Below are 18314 nucleotides of genomic sequence, written 5' to 3'. Positions count from 1 at the left end.
GGCTCTCAGCTCAGAGAATGGCTTGGATGATGGGATTCCAGATCGCGTCCAGCGCGCCTAGGTACGCCCCGGCGACGATCACGAACCCGACCGTGACGGCGGTGCCCTGCCCGACCTGGCGGCGGTCCGGCCACTGCACGCGCTTGAGCTCCGACCAGGAGGCGCGCAGGAAGTCCGCGGCGCGGCCGAACAGGCCCTTGCGCGGGCCGCGGTGCTCGACCTCGTGCTCCTCGGCGCGCTCGTGGTGGCGGCCGCCGACGGCGGGCGGCTCGGCGCCGGCCTCGGCCATGCGCGCCTCCGTCACGTCGGGCAGCGCCTGCCCGAGGGGCCCGTCGGGGTCCGGCTCGCCGAGCCCGGCGTCGCGAACGTCGCCGGCGGGAAGGCCGACGTCGTCCGAGGCGGGCTTGGGCCGCCGACGGCGCTGTCGCTGACGATCGCTGGCCATCCCGGGTCGCTCCCTAGCGCGTCTCGCGATGACCGGTATGCCGGCGGCACCACTTGCAGTACTTGCGCAGCGTGATGCGATCCGGGTTGTTGCGCTTGGACTTCTTGGTCTGGTAGTTCCGGCGCTTGCAATCCTCGCAGGCGAGGGTCACAGCGATCCGGACGTCTCCGCGAGCCATGACGGCGTGCTCCGAGAGTCGTGGTTCGTCACAAAGGAAAACCCCGCAGCCGGCGCGAGGTCGGCACCGAAGGATAGCGCTCGGCGCGCGGCGCGCGGAACGTGGCGATCAACCGGCGCTCAGCGGCAGCGTCGCGACGCCCCGGCGCCAGCTCCGGGGCGTCTTCCCGCGCAGCAGCTCGACCGCCTGCGCGGCGCTCGGGTCGAACGGGTTCAGCCGCAGCGCGGTCGCCGCCTCGGGGCGCGGATCGCGCCCGCCGGCGGCCAGGACGAGCGCCAGCGCGTAGTGGTACTCCCAGTCGCCGGGATCGCGTGCGACCGCCGCCCGCGCGGCGCGGATCGCGAGGTCGCCGCGCCCGGAGCGCGAGTCGCAGTACGCGAGCAGCTCCCACGGCTCGGCGCGCGAGCCGACGGCTGCGATCGAGTCCAGCGCGGCGTCGATCGCCGCCGGGCAGTCGAGGGCGGCCAGCGCCTTCACGCCGTCCACGGCGCGCACCTGCGAGCGCCACAACAGCGCCGGCTGGAGCGCGAGGAGCAGGCAGCCGAGCGCGACGAGGACGCGCAGCGCCGGATGCGGCACGGCCGCGCGCAGGCGGGACGGCTTGGCCGAGCCCGCCAGCGCGAGACCCGCAAGCCCGAAGACCCAGACCGAGACCGACGTCAGCTCCCAGTCCCAGTCGACGCCCGCCGACGCCGCCCAGACGGCCGCGGCCGCGAGCACGGCGATCAGCTCCGGGCGCCGCGGCCCGCGCGCCCGCCAGGCGATGCCGCCCGCGAGCGACCCGAGCGTCGCCAGCAGCAGCGCCAGCCCGACGATGCCGAGCTCCCCGAGCGTCTCGATGTAGAGCGAGTGCGCGTCGAGCACGTGGAAGTCCAGGCGGCGCTCGCGGTTCCACTCGTTCTCGTAGGTGCCCGCGCCCGACCCGTGCAGCGGGCTCGCGCGATAGCCCTTCATCGCCACGCGCCAGTGCTCGGTGCGGTTGTTGTTCGACACCGACAGCAGGCGCCGGCGCGGGTCGCGCTCGCTCACGCCGCTGCCGTTCATGAACTTCTTCACCTGCACCCGCGCGTGCTCCGGCGCGTGCGAGGCGACAACCGCCGCCACGACCGCGGCGGCGAGCGCCGCGAAGGCGATCCGCGGGATTCGGAACGTGAGCCGGGAGAGCCAGGCGTCGAGCGGGAGCGTGAGCAGGCGCAGCACCGCGGCGCCGCCCATGGCGGCCAGGACGATCCGGCCGACGCGGTGCCCCTCGGCCGCGAGCTGGGCGCCCGTGGCCGACGCGTCCACCAGGACCGGCGACCGGTACGCGACAACGACGGCGAGCGCGCACGCCGGAACCGCGGCGATCAGCGCGCCCGGCAGGCCGCGCGGGCGCCCGCACAGCAGGTAGACGAGCAGGCCGATCGCGGCCGCCGCGATCCCGCCGCGCGAGAGCGTGAGATACAGCGTGGCGGCGAGCGCGGGCAGGGCCGCCGCGCCGAGCACCCGCACCGTACGGGGCTCGCGCGGCGACGCCGCCAGGTGCAGCGTGAGCACGATCGCGGCCGCGGCCAGGCAGCCGAGCCCGTTCCAGTAGGTGACCGGCCAGGACAGCCGGCCCGGGTAGCCGTCGCCGATCAGGTCCGGCGCGAGCCGGCTGATGAGCGCGGCGCCGCACACGACGCCCATCCCCGCCGCCGTCCCGCGTAGCCCCCAGCTCAGCTTCGTCTCACGCGGCGCGGGCAGCGCGCACAGCGCGAGCACCAGCACATACAGCAGCGCGCGGCAGTACTCGACCAGCGCCCGCCCGGGCGCGTGCGACCACTGCGACGAGACGAGCATCCAGACCGCGAACAGCGTCAGCGCGGCCAGGCCGGCCGCGGCGGGCGGCGTGAGCCCGCCGGCCGGGCGCCGCAGCGCCGTCGCGGCCAGCGCGAGCAGCACGGCGAGGCCGGACGCCGCGATCGAGTACGACTGCGGGAAGAAGCCGCCGGCCTGGAAGGCCAGCAGCACGACGAGCGCGCCCGGCAGCAGCGCGGGGACGACCGCGGCGACGGCGGCCGCGCGCTCGCGGCGGGTGCGCCGAGACTCTGGATCCACGGGCGGCGAGACCTCGCCCGGGGTGTCGACGATCAGCCGCACACCCCTGTATATCGGCAGCTGACGAGCCCGGGGCGCTCGATCATCGGTCGTCCGCCCGCGATCGACCACGCGAGCCTCCCGGCCGGCCCCTTGAGGCATAGGCTTGCCGCCATGACGGCCGCGATGCCCGACGCTCCCGATGTGCGCCACCGGCTCCTCGACCTCAGCACGGCGGTCACCGTACACATCGCCGAGGCGGGCCCGCAGGACGCGCCGCCCGTGCTCGCGCTGCACGGCTGGCCGCAGCACTGGTACGCGTGGCGCAGCGTCATCCCGCTGCTCGCGGGCGAGCGGCGCGTCATCGCCGCCGACCTGCGCGGGCTGGGCTGGTCCGGCTGGCCTGACGACGGCGACTTCCGCAAGGCGCGCATGGCCGAGGACGCGGTCGCGCTGCTCGACGCGCTCGGCATCGAGCGCGCGCTCCTGCTCGGGCACGACTGGGGCGCCTGGGCGGGCTTCCTCGCCGCCCTGCAGGCGCCCGAGCGCTGGACCGGGCTGGTCGCCGCGTCGGTCCCGCACCCGTGGCAGCCGCGCACGCGCGCGCTGCGCCACGCGTACCGGCTCGCCTACCAGCCGCTGCTCGCGGCGCCGTTCATCAGCCCGCGCGTGATGCCGCAGCTCGCGGCGCTCGCACTGCGCTCGATGGCCGGCGACGGCCCGCGCCCCGGCGGCGACGAGGTGTTCATCGCCGCCTACCGCGAGCCGCGGCGCGCCGAGGCCGCCAGCCGCCTGTACCGCGACTTCCTGCTCCACGAGGCGCTCCCCGGCGTGCGCGGGCGGCTCACCGTCCCGACCCGGCTGCTCTACGGCACCCGCGACCCGCTGGGCACCGCGTTCGCCGAGGGGCTCGAGCGCCACGGCGACGACGCCCGCACGATCCTGCTGGAGGGCGCCGGCCACCGCGTCCCGGAAGAGCGCCCCGAGGCGGTGGCCTCCGCCGTCCGCGAGCTCACGCCCGCGCCGTCGCGGCCTCCTGCGCCTCCTCCCGGGTGAACGACGTCTTGCCCCAGCGGGCGCGCGCCGCATACTCCATCAGCACCGGGAAGTAGTCGGCCAGGCGCGGGCAGCGGATGCCGGCCGGGACGAGCAGGCCGCGGGCGCGGGAGTCGTCGAAGACGACCTCCATGTCGAAGTACGGGAAGTAGACGGCGCCCTGGTCGTCGGCGTGCGCCGAGCCGGTGCCCGTGCTGCCGGGTGGCACGACCGGCGGGCGCTCGCGGCCGAAGGCGGCCGCGCCCAGGTCGATCAGCTCGTCGACGGTCGCCGCCTCGCGCCCCGCCACCAGGTTCACGACGCCCGACGTGTCGGCGTCGAGCAGGTGCACGAGCGCGTCCGCGACGTAGTCGACCGGCACGACGTCCACGTGGCGCTCCGGATGGGCCGGCACCTCGCTGAAGAGCCCGCGCGAGAACGCGCGCAGCGGCCAGTAGAGGACGTTGAACGCCGGCGTCCAGCCGCTCGTGGACTCCCCCATCACGATGCTCGGGCGAGCGATCGCGGGCGAGAGGTCGGTGGCGTCGTTGACGACGTGCTCCGCCTCCCACTTGGTCTGCTCGTAGGTGTTGCGGAACGTCTGCCCGGCGTCGAGCTGGCGCTCGCGGAACGTGCCCGCGTAGGCGCCCGCGACGTACGCCGTCGATACGTGGACGAAGCGGTCCATGCGGCCGAGCGCCTTCGCCTCGCGTGCGAAGCCGATGATCTCACGCGTCCCCTCCACATTGATCTGCCGCGCCTCCTCGAGCGGCAGGTCGAAGCTGATCGAGGCCGCGCAGTGCAGCACCGCGGCCGCCTCCTCGGCGACCGCCGCGCGATCGCCGTTGGGGATCCCGAGCCCGGGCTGCGTCACGTCGCCCGGCACCGCTCGCGCCAGCCCGCGGTACGGCGACGGGTCCTTCCAGAGCTTCGCCAGGACGCCGTCGAGCCGCTCCTGCGCGGCGACCCGGTCGGGCGCGCGCACGAGCGCCAGCACCTCTCGGTCGCCCTTCTCGAGCAGGCGCGCCATCACCTCCATCCCGAGGAAGCCCGTGGCTCCCGTCAGGAAGACCGGCGGCCTCACTCCGAAACCTCACCCGGGAGGTTCGCCCCCTGGGCGATTGCCCCCTGCGACGCGAGCGCTCTGCGCGAGTCGTCGCCCTCCTCGCGCACCGGCGCGAGCGCGGTGCCCATCGCGTGGAAGCCGCCGTCGACGTGGATGATCTCGGCGGTGATCGCGCGCGCCGCGTCGGAGAGCAGGAAGTTGATCGTCTCGGCCACCGGCGCCGGATCCTCGACGTCCCAGCCGAGCGGCGCCTGGCGCTGCCACGCCTCGGCGAGGTCGCCGAAGCCCGGGATCCCGCGCGCGGCGAGCGTGCCGAGCGGCCCGGCGGAGACGAGGTTCACGCGCACCTTGCGCGGGCCCAGGTCGCGCGCCAGATAGCGCGCCGTGGCCTCCAGCGCCGCCTTGGCGACGCCCATCCAGTCGTAGACCGGCCAGGCGACCTGCGCGTCGAAGTCGAGCCCGACGATCGCCGCGCCCTCCTGCGGGTACAGGTCCGCAAGCCCGACCGCCAGCGCCTTGAGCGAGTAGGCCGAGGTCTGGAACGCGGTCACCGCGCTCTCCGGCGGCGTGTTGAGGAAGTTGCCGCCCAGCGCGTCCTCGGGCGCGAACGCGATCGCGTGCAGGACGCCGTCGACGCGGCCCCAGCGCTCGCGCAGGTCGGCGGCGACGGCCTCGATGTCCTCGGGCTTGTTGACGTCGAGCTCGAGCACGTCGGGCGCCGGATCGAGCCGGCCGGCCGAGCGGTCGGTCATCCGCTTCGCGCGGCCGAAGCCGGTCAGCACGATCTCCGCGCCGGCCGCCTGGGCCTGCTTGGCGACCTCGAACGCGATCGACTCGCGGTTGATGACGCCGGTGATCAGGAGCTTCTTGCCTTCGAGACTCACAGCGGGATGTTCCTCACTCCGGGGGCAGGGTGCGCGATCGCGTCGAGCGTCGTCAGCGCCTCGCAGAGCCGGCGGCGCGTGTCGTCGGGGAGGATCACCTCGTCGATGTACCCTTCCGCCGCCGCGATGCTCGCCGACAGGTGCGCTTCAGCGTAGTCCGCGGCATGAGCGTCGCGCGCGGCGACGGGATCGTCGGCGGCGGCGATGTCGCGCCGGTTGACGATCGTGACCGCCTGCTTGGCGCCCATCACGCCGAGCTGCGCCTGCGGCCAGGCGAACGCGTAGTCGGCGCCGAGGTCGCGCGCGTTCATGGCGATGAACGCGCCGCCGAACGCCTTGCGCAGGACGACGGTGACCTTCGGCACGGTCGCCTCGGCGAACGCGTGCACGAGCTTGGCGCCGTGGCGGATCACCCCCAGGCCCTCCTGCTTGGTCCCGGGCATGAAGCCCGGCGTGTCGACCAGCACGACGAGCGGCAGGCCGAACGCGTTGCAGGTGCGGACGAAGCGCGCGGCCTTGGAGGCCGACTCGGCGTCGAGCACGCCGCCGAGGTACTTGGGCTGGTTGGCGACGACGCCGACGGCGCGGCCTTCCAGGCGGCCGAAGCCGCAGACGACGTTGCGCGCCCAGCGCGGCGCGAACTCCAGCAGCCGGCCGCCGTCGAGCAGCCCGCGCGCGACGTCGCGCACGTCGTAGACGGAGCGGTCGGAGTCCGGCACGGGGCCGATGGGCGTGTAGCCGGGCGGGCCGGCGGGCCGCCAGCGCGGCGCGCGCTCGCCGGAGTGCGACGGCAGGTGGTCCAGCAGGTCGCGCACGAGCAGCGCGGCGTCGTTGTCGTCGGCGGCGACGAAGTGCGCCACCCCGTTCTTCTCATGGACCTTGTAGCCGCCGAGTTGCGCGGCGCTCACGTCCTCCCCCAGCACCTCGCGGACGACCGCGGGCCCCGTGAGGAACATGTTCGCGCGCTCGGTCATGACGACGAAGTCGGTCAGTGCGGGCGAGTAGGAGCCGCCGCCCGCCGACGCGCCGCAGACCACGCTGATCTGCGGGACGCGGCCCGAGAGCGCGACGTGCTCGCGGAAGATGCGCGCGTAGCCCGCCAGGGCGGCGGTGCCCTCCTGCATGCGCGCGCCGCCGGACTCGATGAAGCCGACGACCGGCGTGTTGGCACGGCCGGCGAGCCGGAGCACGCGCACGATCGAGTCGGCATGCTGCTCGCCCAGCGACCCGCCGAGGTACGACGGATCCTGGGCGTAGCAGAAGACCGGACGGCCGTCGACGCGCCCGGCGCCGGCGATCACGCCGTCGCCGGGCACCGCACGCTCGCCCATGCGGCGCGAGATCACGTTCGACCGCAGCAGGGTCAGGGACTCGCGGTCGCACAGCGCCTCGAGCCGCTCGATCGGCGACAGGCGGTCGAGCTTCTCGGTGACCTCAAGCGTCATGTCGCCTCCCACGCGGGAGCTTCGCGCCCTGGGCGAACGCTCCCCCGTGAAGCGAGCGCGCAGCGCGAGTCTTCACGCAGCCTCCAGGCACAGCACGGCGTTGTGGCCGCCGAAGCCGAACGAGCTGGACAGCGCGATCGCGGGCCTGCCGTCGATCTCCAGCGGCTTCGCCGACCCCGGCACGTAGTCGAGGTCCAGCCCTTCATCCGGGTTCTCGAGTCCCAGCGTCGGCGGAGCGATCCGGTCGCGCAGGGCGAGGATCGTCGCCACCGCCTCCACCGCGCCGGCCGCGCCGAGCAGGTGCCCGATCGAGGACTTCAGCGAGGAGATGGGGATCTGGTACGCGCGCTCCCCGAGCGCGATCTTGAGCGCCTCCGTCTCGGCGGCGTCGTTGAGCTTGGTCGACGTCGCGTGGGCGTTGACGTAGACGACGTCCCCCGGCTCGATGCCGGCGTCCTTCATCGCCGCCCTCATCGCCCGGGCCGGACCGCCGCCGCTCGGATCCGGCGCGGTCAGGTGGTGGGCGTCGGCGCTGGCGCCGTAGCCGCGCAGCTTGCCGAGCACCTTGGCGCCGCGCTCGGCGGCCTTGTCGGACGCCTCGAGCACGATGATCGCGCCGCCCTCGCCCATCACGAAGCCGTCCCGCTGCTTGTCGAACGGGCGCGAGATGCCGCTGGGCGACAGCGCGTCGAGCGCCATGAAGGCCGCGTTGGAGAGCGGCGTCAGCGCCGCCTCCGAGCCGCCCGTCACGACGGCGTCGACCAGCCCGGACTCGATCATCATCTTCGCCGCGCCGATCGCGTCCGCGCCGCCGGAGCAGGCGGACACGATCCCGTGGCAGGGACCGAGCAGCTTGTAGCGCATCGACACCGCGGCGGCGGCGGCGTTGCTCATCATCAGCGGCACGGAGAGCGGCGGCACCTTCTTGGCCCCGTCCTCCATCAGGATCTCCTTGCCGCGCTCGAGCGTGCCGATCCCGCCGATGCCGGTGCCGAGGATCGACGCGATGCGCTCGGCGGGGTAGGGCAGCTCCTCCTTCCAGCCGGCCTCGGCGAGCGCCTCGTCGCCGGCGACGACGGCGAACTGCGTGAAGCGGTCCGCCCGGCGCGTCTCCTTGACCGTCAGGTGCTCGGTCGGCTCGAACTCGGTCGCCGCCCCCTTGCCGTCGGCGATGCCCACGACGCCGGCGCTCCAGCGCTCATGCAGCGTCCGCGCGCCGACTCCCAGCGGGGAGACGGCGCCGACGCCGGTGATGACGACCTCTCTGCTCAACCCCGGCTCACCACCAAATCGATCGCGTCGCCCACCGTCTTGATCTTGCCGACGTCGTCGCCCTTCAGCGCCACGCCGTACTCGTCCTCGATGATCTGCGAGAGCTCCGCGAGGTCGAGCGAGTCGACGTCGAGATCCTCGAACGTGGCGTCGCGACTGATCTGCGACTCGTCGACGCCGAACTGCGGAAGCGCCTCGAAGACGGTCTTCTGGACGTTCTCTTCAGTGATGGCAGCAGCCATGTCTCGTGCTCCTCTGTGGGGGTTCTCGATCAGGCGGACATGCCGCCGTCGACGTACAGCGTCGTGCCGGTCATGTAGCCGGCCTCGTCGGAGGCGAGGAACCGCACGGCGGCGGCCACCTCCTCCGGCTTGCCCTGACGGCGCGCCGGGATCGCCTTGACGATCTCGTCCGTGGCGAGCTCCGCGGTCATGCCCGTGTCGATGAAGCCCGGGGCGACCGCGTTGACGGTGATGCCTCGCCGCGCGACCTCCGCGGCGATCGTCTTGGTCATGCCGATCAGGCCGGCCTTGGCCGCGGCATAGTTGGACTGTCCGGCGTTGGCGCGCGGGCCGACGACCGAGGCGATGTTCACGATGCGCCCGTAGCGCGCCTTGACCATCCCCCGCAGCGCGTCGCGCGTGAGCCGGAAGGCGGGCGAGAGGTTGGTGGCGATGACCGTGTCCCAGTCATCGTCGGAGAGCTGGATCGCGAGCCCGTCGCGCGCGACGCCCGCGTTGTTGACGAGCGCGAGCACCGGCCCGAGCTCGTCCCCGAGCTGCTTGATCAGCGCCTTGCCGTCGCCGTTGGAGACGTCGGCGTGCAGCGCGATCGCGCGGGCGCCGGCGTCCTCGATCGCCTTGACCGTGGCCTTGGCGCCGTCCTCGTCGGAGCGGTAGTTGACGCCGACGTTCCAGCCGTCGGCGGCAAGCGCCTTGGCGATCGCGGCGCCGATGCCCTTCGAGGCGCCGGTGACCAGCGCGGTGGCGTTCTCCGGGCGGCTCACGCGAGACCCCACTCCATCACACCGGTGCCCCAGGTGAAGCCCGCCCCGATCGCGCCGAGCAGGACCTTCATGCCGGGCCGCAGGCGGCCGTCCTCGCGGCTGAGCGAGAGCGTCAGCGGGACCGAGGCGGCCGAGGTGTTGCCGAGCTGGCCGATGTAGTCGGCGACCTTGGCGGGATCGAGGTCCAGCCGCTCGCCGACCGCGCGCAGGATGCGCCCGTTGGCCTGGTGGTAGACGAACAGGTCGATGTCCTCGAGCTCGAGCCCGGCGGCGGCCACGGTGTAGACGGTCGACTCCGAGAGGTTCTTGACGGCGATCTTGAACGTCGAGATGCCGTCCATGCGGATCTTGCCGTACTCGTGCGTGGCGACGATCGTGTCGCCGAGCCCGCCGTCGGCGAGCAGGTCGACGCGGCCGATGCCGGCGCCGTTCTCCGACGGCCCGATCACGGCGGCGCCGGCGCCGTCGCCCCACAGCATCGCGGTCTTCTTGTCGTCGAGGTCCGCGAGGCGCGTGAGCGACTCCGCCCCGATCAGCAGGATGCGCTCCGCGCGGCCGACCTCCACGAGCGCCGAGGCCTGGCTGAGGCCGGCGAGGAAGCCGGTGCAGGCGGCGCCGACGTCGTAGGTCGCGGCGCGCGCGGCGCCGAGCGCGTTGGCCACGAGCGGCGCGCAGTTCGGGGTCAGCTCGTCGGCCGTCATCGTCGCGACGATCACGTGATCGAGGTCCATCGGGGCCACGCCCGCATCCTGCAGCGCCCGCCGGCCGGCGAACACCCCGAGGTCGCTCGTGCGCTCGTTCGGCGCGACCTTGCGGCGCGCGTGGATGCCGGTGCGCTTGACGATCCACTCGTCGTCGACGCCGATGCGCTCGGCGATCGGGCCGTTCGGGACGACCTCGGACGGCAGGTAGTGGCCGAGGCCGAGGATCGTCGCCGTGCGTGGTGGCGAGGGGCGGCGCGCGTTGCGCGCCGCGTCGCGGGCGATCTGGTAGAGCTCCGCGGGGAGCGTTGCGCTAGGCATGCACGAGTCCTTCGGCGGGGGTGTCGAACTGGACGCCCTTGAGGATGCGCTTGCCCATGCGGGCGAGCACCTTGCCCGGGCCGACCTCGACGAACGAGGGCGAGCCGGCCTCGTGGATCGCGATCACGGTCTCGCGCCAGCGGACCGGCTTGATCAGCGCCTGCGCGAGCTCCTCGCGGACGTCCTTGAACGGCGCGGCACTGGCGCCGGAGAAGACAGGGAAGGCGGGCTCGGAGACCGAGACCTCGTCGAGCGCGGCGCGGAACGGCGCGACGCTCGGCTCCATCGCGGGCGAGTGGAACGCGCCGGCGACGTCGAGCCTGATGACGCGCGTGCCGCGCTCGCCGGCGATCTCCTCGGTCCGGTCGAGCGCGTCGACGGATCCGGAGAGCACGACCTGGCCGGGCGCGTTGTCGTTGGCGACCGTGACGCCGCCCGCCTGCGCGATCTCGTTCGCGTCCTCGAGCGAGGCGCCCACGAGCGCGAGCATCGAGCCGTTGCGCGCCTCGCCCATCAGGCGGCCGCGCAGCACGACGAGCTCGAGCGCGTCCTCGCGGCTCAGCACGCCGGCGGCGGCGAGCGCTGCGAGCTCGCCCAGCGAATGCCCGGCGGCGGCGGACGGATGCAGGTTCAGGGCGTCCCAGCCGGCGATCGACGCGCAGAAGATCGCGGGCTGGGCGTAGCGGGTGTTCTCACCGGCGCGCGGGAAGGGATCCTCGCCGACCAGCTCGATGACGCGCTCGAGCAGCTCGGGTGCGCGCTGGGCGACCAGATCGCGCATCTCGGGCGTGTGGCTCCCCTGCCCAGGGAAGAGCGCCGCGGGTTCTGTGGCGTTGCTCACACGTGCACCATCACCGAAGCCGGACCTGCGTCACACCTTCTGACCAGGGCTACCCGACGGATGGGGGGCAGAGACATCGCCCTGCGCGCGATGTCTCGGGAGCTCCGTCGCGGCGCCGCCCGTCCCGCCGGGTCCGACGGGAGCTTCCGTCGCGCTCCGGGCCTACGAAATCAGCCCGAGGCGCTGCGCCTTCTGCACCGCCTCGGCGCGGTTGCGCACCCCGAGCTTGCGATACAGCGACGACGTGTGCTCCTTGACCGTGTGCGGCGAGAGGTACAGCGTGCCGGCGATCTCGCGGTTGGTCGCGCCCGACGCGATCGCCTCGAGCACCTCGCGCTCGCGCTCGGACAGCGGCGGCCCGGCGGGCGCCTCGTGCGGCTTGAAGACGGTCATCCCGAGCCCGACCGCGCGCACGGCCTTGGCGATGTCGGCGGCCGGCCAGTCCTTGGAGATGAAGCCCGCCGCGCCCGCGGCGCGCGCCGCGTTCGGGCTGATGCGGCCCGCGCCCGAGATCAGCAGCACGTTGCAGCGCGGATGCTGCCCGCGCAGCTTCTCGCAGATCTCGGCGCCCGACTCCTGACCCACGAATAGGTCCACGAGCGCGACGTGCGGGTCGTAGCGCAGCGCGAGCGCGAACGCCTCCTCGGCGTTGCGCGCCGACAGGCAGCGCTCGACCCAGGGCTGCTCACCGAGCATCAGCCGCAGACCCCAGTGCACGACCTCGTGGTCGTCGACCACGAGCACCCGCAGGCGCCGCTCGCCCGAGCCGGTGGCGATGCGGGAGGGGTTCATGTCATGCACGGTCAAGCGGCACCGCCAGTCTCACTCTCCATGTCCCCGGCTCGCGCTGGCCGAACTCCACGATGCCGCCGACCTGCAGCGCCTCCAGCGCGGCCAGTCGCAGCCCCATGCCGGTCTGCTTGGCGCGCCCGCGCACCCCGTCGTTGACGACGTCGAGCACCAGTGCGCCGTCCTTGCGCTCCAGCCCGACCTCGACGCGGCTCGGCGCGGCGTGCTTGTGCGCGTTTCGGACCGCCTCGGCGAGCACCGACTGCGCCAGCGGCTCCAGCTCGGGAGGGACCTGGACGCGCTCGGAGCCGGGCCGCAGCACGAGCCCGAGGTCGCGGTGCTCGCGGCGCAGCCGCTCGACCTCCTCGAGCAGCGTGGTGTGCGTCTCGGGCGCGCTGCGGCCGAGCGGGCGCTGGAGCGCGCGCCGCAGGTCGAACAGCGCGGCCTGCAGCTCGGCGCCGATGCGCTCGCGCGCCTCGCGGCTGAGCTCGGCCTGGCTGGAGAACACGAGCTGGATTCCGAACAGCCGCTGGATGACGGACTCGTGCACCTCGCGCGCGAGATCCATCCGCTCCTGCAACTGGCGCGCCTGGGCCTGCTTGTTGGTCGCCACGCGCGCGAGCACGGCCAGCCCCGCCATCTTGCCCAGCGTCCACAGCGCGTAGCGCTCGGCGTCCTGCAGCGGCGGGCGGTCGGGACCGCGGTCGGAAAGGATCACGCCGAGCCAGCGGCCGGCGGCGGCCATCGGCGTGCAGACGAGCGTCGAGCGCTCGATCAGCGGGTGGAACTCGGGCGGGACGATCGCCGCGACGTCGCGCGAGACCTCGATGACGCGATCCTCCTCCAGGCACTGACGGGCGATCGGGACGGTCTCGACGGTCACCTGCGCGTCGGCGAAGACCTCGAGCGGGATGCCGTACGCGCCCGCGGCGCCGACGCGGCGGCGCGCGCTGTCGTAGCGGAAGATGACCGCGCGGTCCATGGCGGCGAGCCGGCACGTCGCCTCGCACAGGCGCGAATAGAACGCGTCGCCGGCGGGATCGGACTCCACCCGCGACAGCAGCTCGACGAACGTCTCCAGCGCGTCGACGCGGAGGGTCGCGTCCGATGGCACGGTGTGGCTCTCCATCCCGTGGTCACTCTACGGGGTGCCCAGGAGGCGTTCGACGCCGGCCAGCTGGATCACGCGGCGAACCGCGGGCGAGGCGGCCCGGACGGAGAGCTCGCCGCCGTCGCGCTGGGTCTCCAGCCACGCGTCCATCAGCGTCGTGAGGCCGGTCGAGTCCATGAACGTCACGCCCTCGAGATCCAGCACGACGGCGTGGCGGTACGCGCGCAAGCGCGCGAGCGTCGCCGCGAGCTCCGGCGCGGTGGCGATGTCGAGCTCGCCCTGCAGGACCAACAGGCGATCGCCGTCGAGGTGCGCGACCTCGGTGAGCTTCCAGACCGGGCGGGAGGGCATCCCGGTCGCGAGCCTACTGGACCGTCAGACCGCCTCGAGCTCGAACCAGACCGTCGTACAGTCGTCGGTGTCGACGCCCCAGCGGTCCGCCAGCGTGCCGACGAGGAAGAGCCCGTACCCGCCGGGCTCGTCCGCAGGTCCGGAGCGGGGCTTGGGCGCGAAGCCCCGCCCATGGTCCATCACCTCCACGCGCAGGTGCGAGTTCCACTGCGCGTGCAGCTCCACCGGCTCACCGTCGCCGCCGTGGCGGACGGCGTTCGTCACGAGCTCGGAGATCAGCAGCCGCACGGTCTCGAGGTCCTCCTCCGCCAGGCGCGGACCGAGCGCCGCGACGATCTCCGTCCGCGCCTGCGCCACCGATCCGGGCTCGCCCGCCAGCAGCAGATCGAGGTGCCCGATCGCCGTCATCACTGGAGGCGTGCCCACGTCGCCTGGCGTGGAAACGCACGCTGCCGGTTACTGACACGCCTCGCATTCCTCGCCGTTTCGCATCGCCTCGATCGAGCAGGCGAGGGCGGCCGCCGCCGGCGCGGCGACGGTCGCCTTCTCGATCGAGGAGGCGCCCAGCGTGCGCAGGTAGTAGGTCGTCTTGAGCCCGGCGTGCCAGGCGCGCCGGTACATGTGGCTCATCGCCTTCATGTCCGGCCGGGCGAGGAACAGGTTCAGCGACTGCGCCTGGTCGATCCACTTCTGGCGCCGCGCTGCCGCGTCGATCAGCCACTCGGGCTCGATCTGGAACGCCGTCCGGTAGCGATCCTGCAGGTCCGCGGGGATCGCCGGGATCTCGCTGAGGTCGCCGTCGCGGGCCTTCAGCTCGGCGGCCAGGTCCGCGCTCCACAGGCCCACGGCCTTCAGGTCGCGTACCAGGAACGGGTTGAGGATCACGAAGTCGCCGGACAGGTTGGACTTGGCGAACAGGTTCTTGTACATCGGCTCGATGCACGGCGACGTGCCCATGATGTTCGCGATCGTCGCGGTCGGGGCGATCGCCAGCACGTTGGAGTTGCGCATCCCGCTCGCCGCGATCTTCGCCCGCAGCGGCGCCCAGTCCAGAACGCCGCCGCGCGGCACCTCGACCGCCTCGCCGCGCTCGTGCTCGAGCAGCTCGAGCGTGTCCTGCGGCAGCAGCCCGCGATCCCACTTCGAGCCCGCGTAGGAGCTGTAGGTGCCGCGCTCGGCGGCGAGGTCGCTCGACGCCTCGTACGCGTAGTAGGCGATCGCCTCCAGCGCCTGGTCGCCGAACTCGGCGGCCGCTTCGGAGCCGAACGCCAGGCCCTTGCGGTAGAGCGCGTACTGGAGCCCCATCACGCCCAGGCCGACCGGTCGGTGGCGGGAGTTCGCGGTGCGCGTCGGCTCGGTGGGATAGAGGTTGATGTCGATCACGTCGTCCAGCGCGCGGACGGCGATCCGGACCGTCTCGCGCAGCTTCGCGTGGTCGAGCTCCCCCTCGGCCGTGAGGTGCTGGTCGAGCACGACCGAGCCGAGGTTGCACACCGCGGTCTCGTCCGGACCGGTGTTGAGCGTGATCTCGGTGCAGAGGTTGCTCGAGTGGATCACGCCCGCGTGATCCTGCGGGGAGCGCACGTTGCACGGGTCCTTGAACGTGATCCAGGGGTGGCCCGTCTCGAACAGCAGCTTGAGCATCTGCTTCCACAGCTCGAGCGCCGGGATCGTCTCGGCGTAGAGCTCGCCGGCGGCGGCGCGGCGCTCGTAAGCGGCGTAGCGCTCGGCGAACTCGCGCCCGTAGGTCTCGTGCAGGTCGGGCACGTCGTTGGCCCGGAACAGGGTCCAGTCCGCGCGCGCCTCGACGCGCTGCATGAACAGGTCCGGCACCCAGCAGGCGGTGTTCATGTCGTGCGTGCGGCGGCGCTCGTCGCCGGTGTTGCGACGCAGCTCGAGGAACTCGCGGATGTCGTTGTGCCACAGCTCGAGGTAGGCGCAGCCGGCGCCGGCGCGCTTGCCGCCCTGGTTGACGGCGACGAGCTGGTCGTTGTGGAGCTTGAGGAACGGGACGACGCCCTGACTCTCGCCGTTGGTCGACTCGATCAGCGCGCCGGTGCCGCGCACCGCCGTCCACGAGCCGCCGAGGCCGCCGGCCCACTTCGAGCACATCGCGTTCTCGGCGATGCCGCGGCCGACGATCGACGACAGCGTGTCCTCGACCTTGTAGACGAAGCACGAGGACAGCTGCGAGTGGGGCGTGCCGGCGTTGAAGAGCGTCGGCGTCGAGGAGCAGAAGCGCCGCTGGCGGTACATCGCGTAGAGGTCGAGGACGCGGGCCTCGCGGTCCTGGCTTTCGGGCTCGCCCAGGCACACCCCCATCGCGACGCGCAGCCAGAACAGCTGCGGCGCCTCGATCCGGCGCGGCCGCTTGCCGGTCTTGTCGACCAGCAGGTAGCGGTCGTAGAGCGTCTGCAGGCCGAGGAAGTCGAAGTCGAGGTCGGCGGTGGGGTCGAGCGCCTGGGCCAGCCTCGGCAGGTCGTACTCGAGCATGCGCGGGTCGATGCGGGAGATGCCGGCGCCGTGGCGCAGCGCCTTGGCGAGCGCCCGCTCGTGGGCCGGCTTGAGCGCGCCGACACCGTCGCGGACGACGTCCCAGCCCAGCGTCTCCTCGTAGATGTACGTGAGCAGGATCCGGCCGGCGAAGCGCGAGAAGTCCGAGTCGCGCTCGACCAGCGCCTTGGCGTTGAGGATCACGAGCTTCTGGAGGTCGGCGCGCGCGATGCCCGGGCGGATCGCGCGGCGCAGCTCGCGCTCGAGCGCCTGCGCGTCGAGCGGCAGGTCGAGGCCGATCGCCGCGAAGGCGATCCGCGCGCGCAGGTCCTCGCCCGTCCACGCGGTCTCGCCGCCGTCGGCCTCGGCGACCGGGATCGCCGGCGGCGCGTCGGCCTCGCGGCGCTCCTGCGCGCGCAGCATCGCGCGCTCCGCGCGGTAGACGATGTAGCGCTCGGCGACCCGCATGTGGCCGGCCAGCACGAGCTCCTCCTGCACGATGTCCTGCACCGTCTCGATCGCGACGTACGCGGTCCCGAGCGCGTGGGCGCGCTCGCTCACGCGGGCCGCCAGCGACGTCGCCGGCCCGGAGTCGAGGTTGAGCGAGAGGAACGCCTTGCGGATCGCCGTCTCGATCTTGGCCGCGTTCCAGCCCGCGACCTCGCCGGAGCGGCGGATCAGGCGCACGGTCGTGCGCGCGGAGGTGGTCGGGAGCGCGCGGCGCAGGACGAGCGCCTTCGCGATCTCGAAGTAGCCGGCGTCGATCAGCGCCGCTTCGACCAGCGTCGAGAGGTCGTGCGTCGTGATGGTCGCGGCGCCCTGCAGGCGCGCGAGCACGTCCGCGGTGGTGGCCCGGACGATGGCGCGCTCGGCGGCGCCCGCGGCGTCGCGCTCGCCGTTGGCGAGCGCCAGCACGCGCAGCGCGTCGGCGACCATCCGCGCGGGGTGCTCGGGCGTCAGCGGCGCCTCGCCGCCGTCCTCGCCGACGAGGCGCACGGCGGGCGCCTCGCCGGGCAGCTCGGGCAGCGCGACGGGCTCCCCGGGCAGCGACGCCGCGCGCTTGAGCTCGAGGTCCTGCAGGATCTCGGCGAACTCGATGACCATGGCTAGAGCTCCTCGTCGGCGACGAGCGCGAGCGACGAGGCCTTCTGGTACTCGGTCACCCGCCCTTCGAAGAAGTTCGTCTCCTTGCGCACGTCCATCAGCTCGGCCAGCCAGGGCAGGGGGTTCTCGAGCGCGACGTGGTGGAGCGGGTCCAGGCCGGCGCTCGCGAGGCGGCGGTCGGCGATGTAGTCGACGTACTGCGTGAAGTCCTCGGCGCTGAGGCCGACGCCCTCGACCGGCAGGCAGTCCTCGATGAAGCGCTGCTCGAGCGCGACGGCTTCGCGCATCAGCTCGCGCAGCTCGTCCTTGAAGGCCGGCGTCCAGATGCCGGGGTTCTCGGCGGCGAGCTCTGAGAGCAGGCGGCGGAAGAGCTCGATGTGGTTGGACTCGTCCCGCAGCGTGTAGCGGAACATCGTGCCGATGCCGGGCAGCTTCCCCTGCCGGTAGAGCGACAGGATCATCCCGAACAGGCCGTAGAACTGCGTGCCCTCCATGCACTGGCCGAAGACGAAGATGTTGCGGGCGAGGAGCCTCACGGCCTCGGGGTCGGTCATGTCGAGGTCGCGCCGGAGGGCGTGCGAGACGTCGGTCACGAAGCGGTTCTTCGCGACGATCGAGGGCACGTCGTCGAACATCGCCTCGCACTCGTGCGGGTCGATGCCGAGCGAGGCGATCATGTACAGCAGCGAGTCCGCGTGGATGTTCTCCTCGTGCGCGTGGCGGCCGAGCACGAGCTTGAGCTCGGAGGCGGTCACGAGCTCGCGGACGACGTGGATGACGTTGTCGCCCACGATCCCCTCGGCGGCCGAGAAGTAGCCGACGCCCATGCGCACGATCCAGCGGTCGATCTCGCTCAGCGCGCGGTCGTCGCGCCACTGCTCGATGTCCTTGGCCATCTGGACGTCCTCGGGCTCCCAGTGGTTGGCCTTCATCGTGCGATAGAGCTCGTACGCCCAGCCGTAGCGGAGCGGGAGCAGGTTGAAGCTCAGCGTCTCGCGGCCGCCGACGACTCGCTTGGCGGCCAGCGCCGCCTCGGCCTTCGCCTTGTCGAGGACGAAGGTGCGCGATCCGATCGTGTACGTGCTCTGCAATGCGGGCCTCCTGGCGGTCGGTTTCAGGAGGCCTCAGGACCCGCGCGGTGCGCGACGTCGGCTGTCCCTCTACCGAGGACGTTCCAACGGGCGCGGAGCAGTCGACCGGGCTCGGCCCCTGCG

Annotated in this window: 18 protein-coding genes; 1 reads left to right on the top strand and 17 read right to left on the bottom strand. The window is 73.1% G+C overall.

Annotated features, from left to right (window positions below):
• Positions 1–10 precede the first annotated feature (10 nt).
• The 3 genes from secE to H958_RS0116265 form a co-directional block, all read right to left on the bottom strand.
• Positions 11–445 (bottom strand): preprotein translocase subunit SecE, encoded by a 435-nt coding sequence (gene secE / locus H958_RS43495; RefSeq protein ID WP_051324368.1) that lies wholly within the window; start codon positions 443–445, stop codon positions 11–13.
• A 13-nt stretch (positions 446–458) separates the two neighbouring features.
• Positions 459–623 carry a 50S ribosomal protein L33 gene (rpmG, locus tag H958_RS0116270; RefSeq protein ID WP_028059448.1) on the bottom strand — a complete coding sequence of 55 codons (165 nt, stop codon included), beginning with the start codon at positions 621–623 and terminating at the stop codon, positions 459–461.
• A 108-nt stretch (positions 624–731) separates the two neighbouring features.
• Entirely contained in the window at positions 732–2702 is a 1971-nt protein-coding gene (locus H958_RS0116265; RefSeq protein ID WP_156028023.1) for an O-antigen ligase family protein, read from the bottom strand.
• A gap of 153 nt (positions 2703–2855) precedes the next feature.
• Here H958_RS0116265 and H958_RS37850 point away from each other — a divergent pair, with 153 nt between their 5' ends.
• Positions 2856–3737: an alpha/beta fold hydrolase gene (locus H958_RS37850; protein WP_051324367.1), complete on the top strand. Its 882-nt coding sequence runs from the start codon at positions 2856–2858 to the stop codon at positions 3735–3737.
• On the opposite strand, the gene H958_RS43490 is transcribed toward H958_RS37850, so the two are convergent.
• The 14 genes from H958_RS43490 to H958_RS0116190 form a co-directional block, all read right to left on the bottom strand.
• Positions 3694–4800 (bottom strand): SDR family oxidoreductase, encoded by a 1107-nt coding sequence (locus H958_RS43490; protein WP_051324366.1) that lies wholly within the window; start codon positions 4798–4800, stop codon positions 3694–3696. The genes H958_RS37850 and H958_RS43490 overlap by 44 nt on opposite strands.
• On the bottom strand, positions 4797–5666 hold the full coding sequence (gene fabI / locus H958_RS37840) for an enoyl-ACP reductase FabI (protein ID WP_051324365.1): 870 nt from the start codon (positions 5664–5666) through the stop codon (positions 4797–4799). Before fabI ends, H958_RS43490 begins: the two co-directional genes overlap by 4 nt.
• A complete protein-coding gene (locus tag H958_RS37835; RefSeq protein WP_081685949.1) occupies positions 5663–7111 on the bottom strand; it encodes an acyl-CoA carboxylase subunit beta in 1449 nt (482 codons plus the stop codon). Before H958_RS37835 ends, fabI begins: the two co-directional genes overlap by 4 nt.
• A 72-nt stretch (positions 7112–7183) precedes the next feature.
• Complete coding sequence (locus H958_RS0116240; RefSeq protein WP_028059446.1) at positions 7184–8383, bottom strand: beta-ketoacyl-[acyl-carrier-protein] synthase family protein; 1200 nt, start codon at positions 8381–8383, stop codon at positions 7184–7186.
• Entirely contained in the window at positions 8380–8625 is a 246-nt protein-coding gene (locus H958_RS0116235; protein WP_028059445.1) for an acyl carrier protein, read from the bottom strand. Before H958_RS0116235 ends, H958_RS0116240 begins: the two co-directional genes overlap by 4 nt.
• Positions 8626–8654: 29 nt before the next feature.
• Positions 8655–9389 (bottom strand): 3-oxoacyl-ACP reductase FabG, encoded by a 735-nt coding sequence (gene fabG / locus H958_RS0116230; RefSeq protein ID WP_028059444.1) that lies wholly within the window; start codon positions 9387–9389, stop codon positions 8655–8657.
• Positions 9386–10411: a 3-oxoacyl-ACP synthase III family protein gene (locus tag H958_RS0116225; RefSeq protein WP_051324364.1), complete on the bottom strand. Its 1026-nt coding sequence runs from the start codon at positions 10409–10411 to the stop codon at positions 9386–9388. Before H958_RS0116225 ends, fabG begins: the two co-directional genes overlap by 4 nt.
• Complete coding sequence (locus tag H958_RS0116220) at positions 10404–11252, bottom strand: ACP S-malonyltransferase (protein WP_028059442.1); 849 nt, start codon at positions 11250–11252, stop codon at positions 10404–10406. Before H958_RS0116220 ends, H958_RS0116225 begins: the two co-directional genes overlap by 8 nt.
• Before the next feature lie 162 nt (positions 11253–11414).
• A complete protein-coding gene (locus tag H958_RS0116215) occupies positions 11415–12044 on the bottom strand; it encodes a response regulator transcription factor (RefSeq protein WP_051324362.1) in 630 nt (209 codons plus the stop codon).
• A gap of 1 nt (position 12045) precedes the next feature.
• Positions 12046–13170: a GAF domain-containing sensor histidine kinase gene (locus tag H958_RS0116210; protein ID WP_028059440.1), complete on the bottom strand. Its 1125-nt coding sequence runs from the start codon at positions 13168–13170 to the stop codon at positions 12046–12048.
• Between the two features lie 12 nt (positions 13171–13182).
• On the bottom strand, positions 13183–13503 hold the full coding sequence (locus H958_RS37830; protein WP_051324361.1) for an STAS domain-containing protein: 321 nt from the start codon (positions 13501–13503) through the stop codon (positions 13183–13185).
• Positions 13504–13527: 24 nt separating this feature from the next.
• Positions 13528–13929, bottom strand: a complete 402-nt coding sequence (locus H958_RS0116200) for an ATP-binding protein (protein WP_196807389.1) — start codon at positions 13927–13929, stop codon at positions 13528–13530.
• A 30-nt stretch (positions 13930–13959) separates the two neighbouring features.
• A complete protein-coding gene (locus tag H958_RS0116195; RefSeq protein ID WP_028059438.1) occupies positions 13960–17100 on the bottom strand; it encodes a ribonucleoside-diphosphate reductase subunit alpha in 3141 nt (1046 codons plus the stop codon).
• Positions 17101–17102: 2 nt separating this feature from the next.
• Positions 17103–18191 carry a ribonucleotide-diphosphate reductase subunit beta gene (locus H958_RS0116190; protein ID WP_028059437.1) on the bottom strand — a complete coding sequence of 363 codons (1089 nt, stop codon included), beginning with the start codon at positions 18189–18191 and terminating at the stop codon, positions 17103–17105.
• Between the last annotated feature and the right edge of the window lie 123 nt (positions 18192–18314).

This window comes from Candidatus Solirubrobacter pratensis (assembly GCF_000425945.1).
GTDB classification, from domain to species: Bacteria; Actinomycetota; Thermoleophilia; order Solirubrobacterales; family Solirubrobacteraceae; genus Solirubrobacter; species Solirubrobacter pratensis.
The sequence above is the reverse complement of the archived record's forward strand: the minus strand, read 5'-3'. Positions and strand labels throughout refer to the sequence as shown.

Coding starts and splice junctions, on each gene's coding strand:
- secE (WP_051324368.1), bottom strand. CDS start 445: ATGGCCAGCGATCGTCAGCGACAGCGCCGTCGGCGGCCCAAGCCCGCC.
- H958_RS0116225 (WP_051324364.1), bottom strand. CDS start 10,411: ATGCCTAGCGCAACGCTCCCCGCGGAGCTCTACCAGATCGCCCGCGAC.
- H958_RS37830 (WP_051324361.1), bottom strand. CDS start 13,503: ATGCCCTCCCGCCCGGTCTGGAAGCTCACCGAGGTCGCGCACCTCGAC.
- H958_RS0116215 (WP_051324362.1), bottom strand. CDS start 12,044: ATGAACCCCTCCCGCATCGCCACCGGCTCGGGCGAGCGGCGCCTGCGG.
- rpmG (WP_028059448.1), bottom strand. CDS start 623: ATGGCTCGCGGAGACGTCCGGATCGCTGTGACCCTCGCCTGCGAGGAT.
- H958_RS37835 (WP_081685949.1), bottom strand. CDS start 7,111: ATGACGCTTGAGGTCACCGAGAAGCTCGACCGCCTGTCGCCGATCGAG.
- H958_RS0116235 (WP_028059445.1), bottom strand. CDS start 8,625: ATGGCTGCTGCCATCACTGAAGAGAACGTCCAGAAGACCGTCTTCGAG.
- H958_RS37850 (WP_051324367.1), top strand. CDS start 2,856: ATGACGGCCGCGATGCCCGACGCTCCCGATGTGCGCCACCGGCTCCTC.
- H958_RS0116210 (WP_028059440.1), bottom strand. CDS start 13,170: ATGGAGAGCCACACCGTGCCATCGGACGCGACCCTCCGCGTCGACGCG.
- H958_RS0116195 (WP_028059438.1), bottom strand. CDS start 17,100: ATGGTCATCGAGTTCGCCGAGATCCTGCAGGACCTCGAGCTCAAGCGC.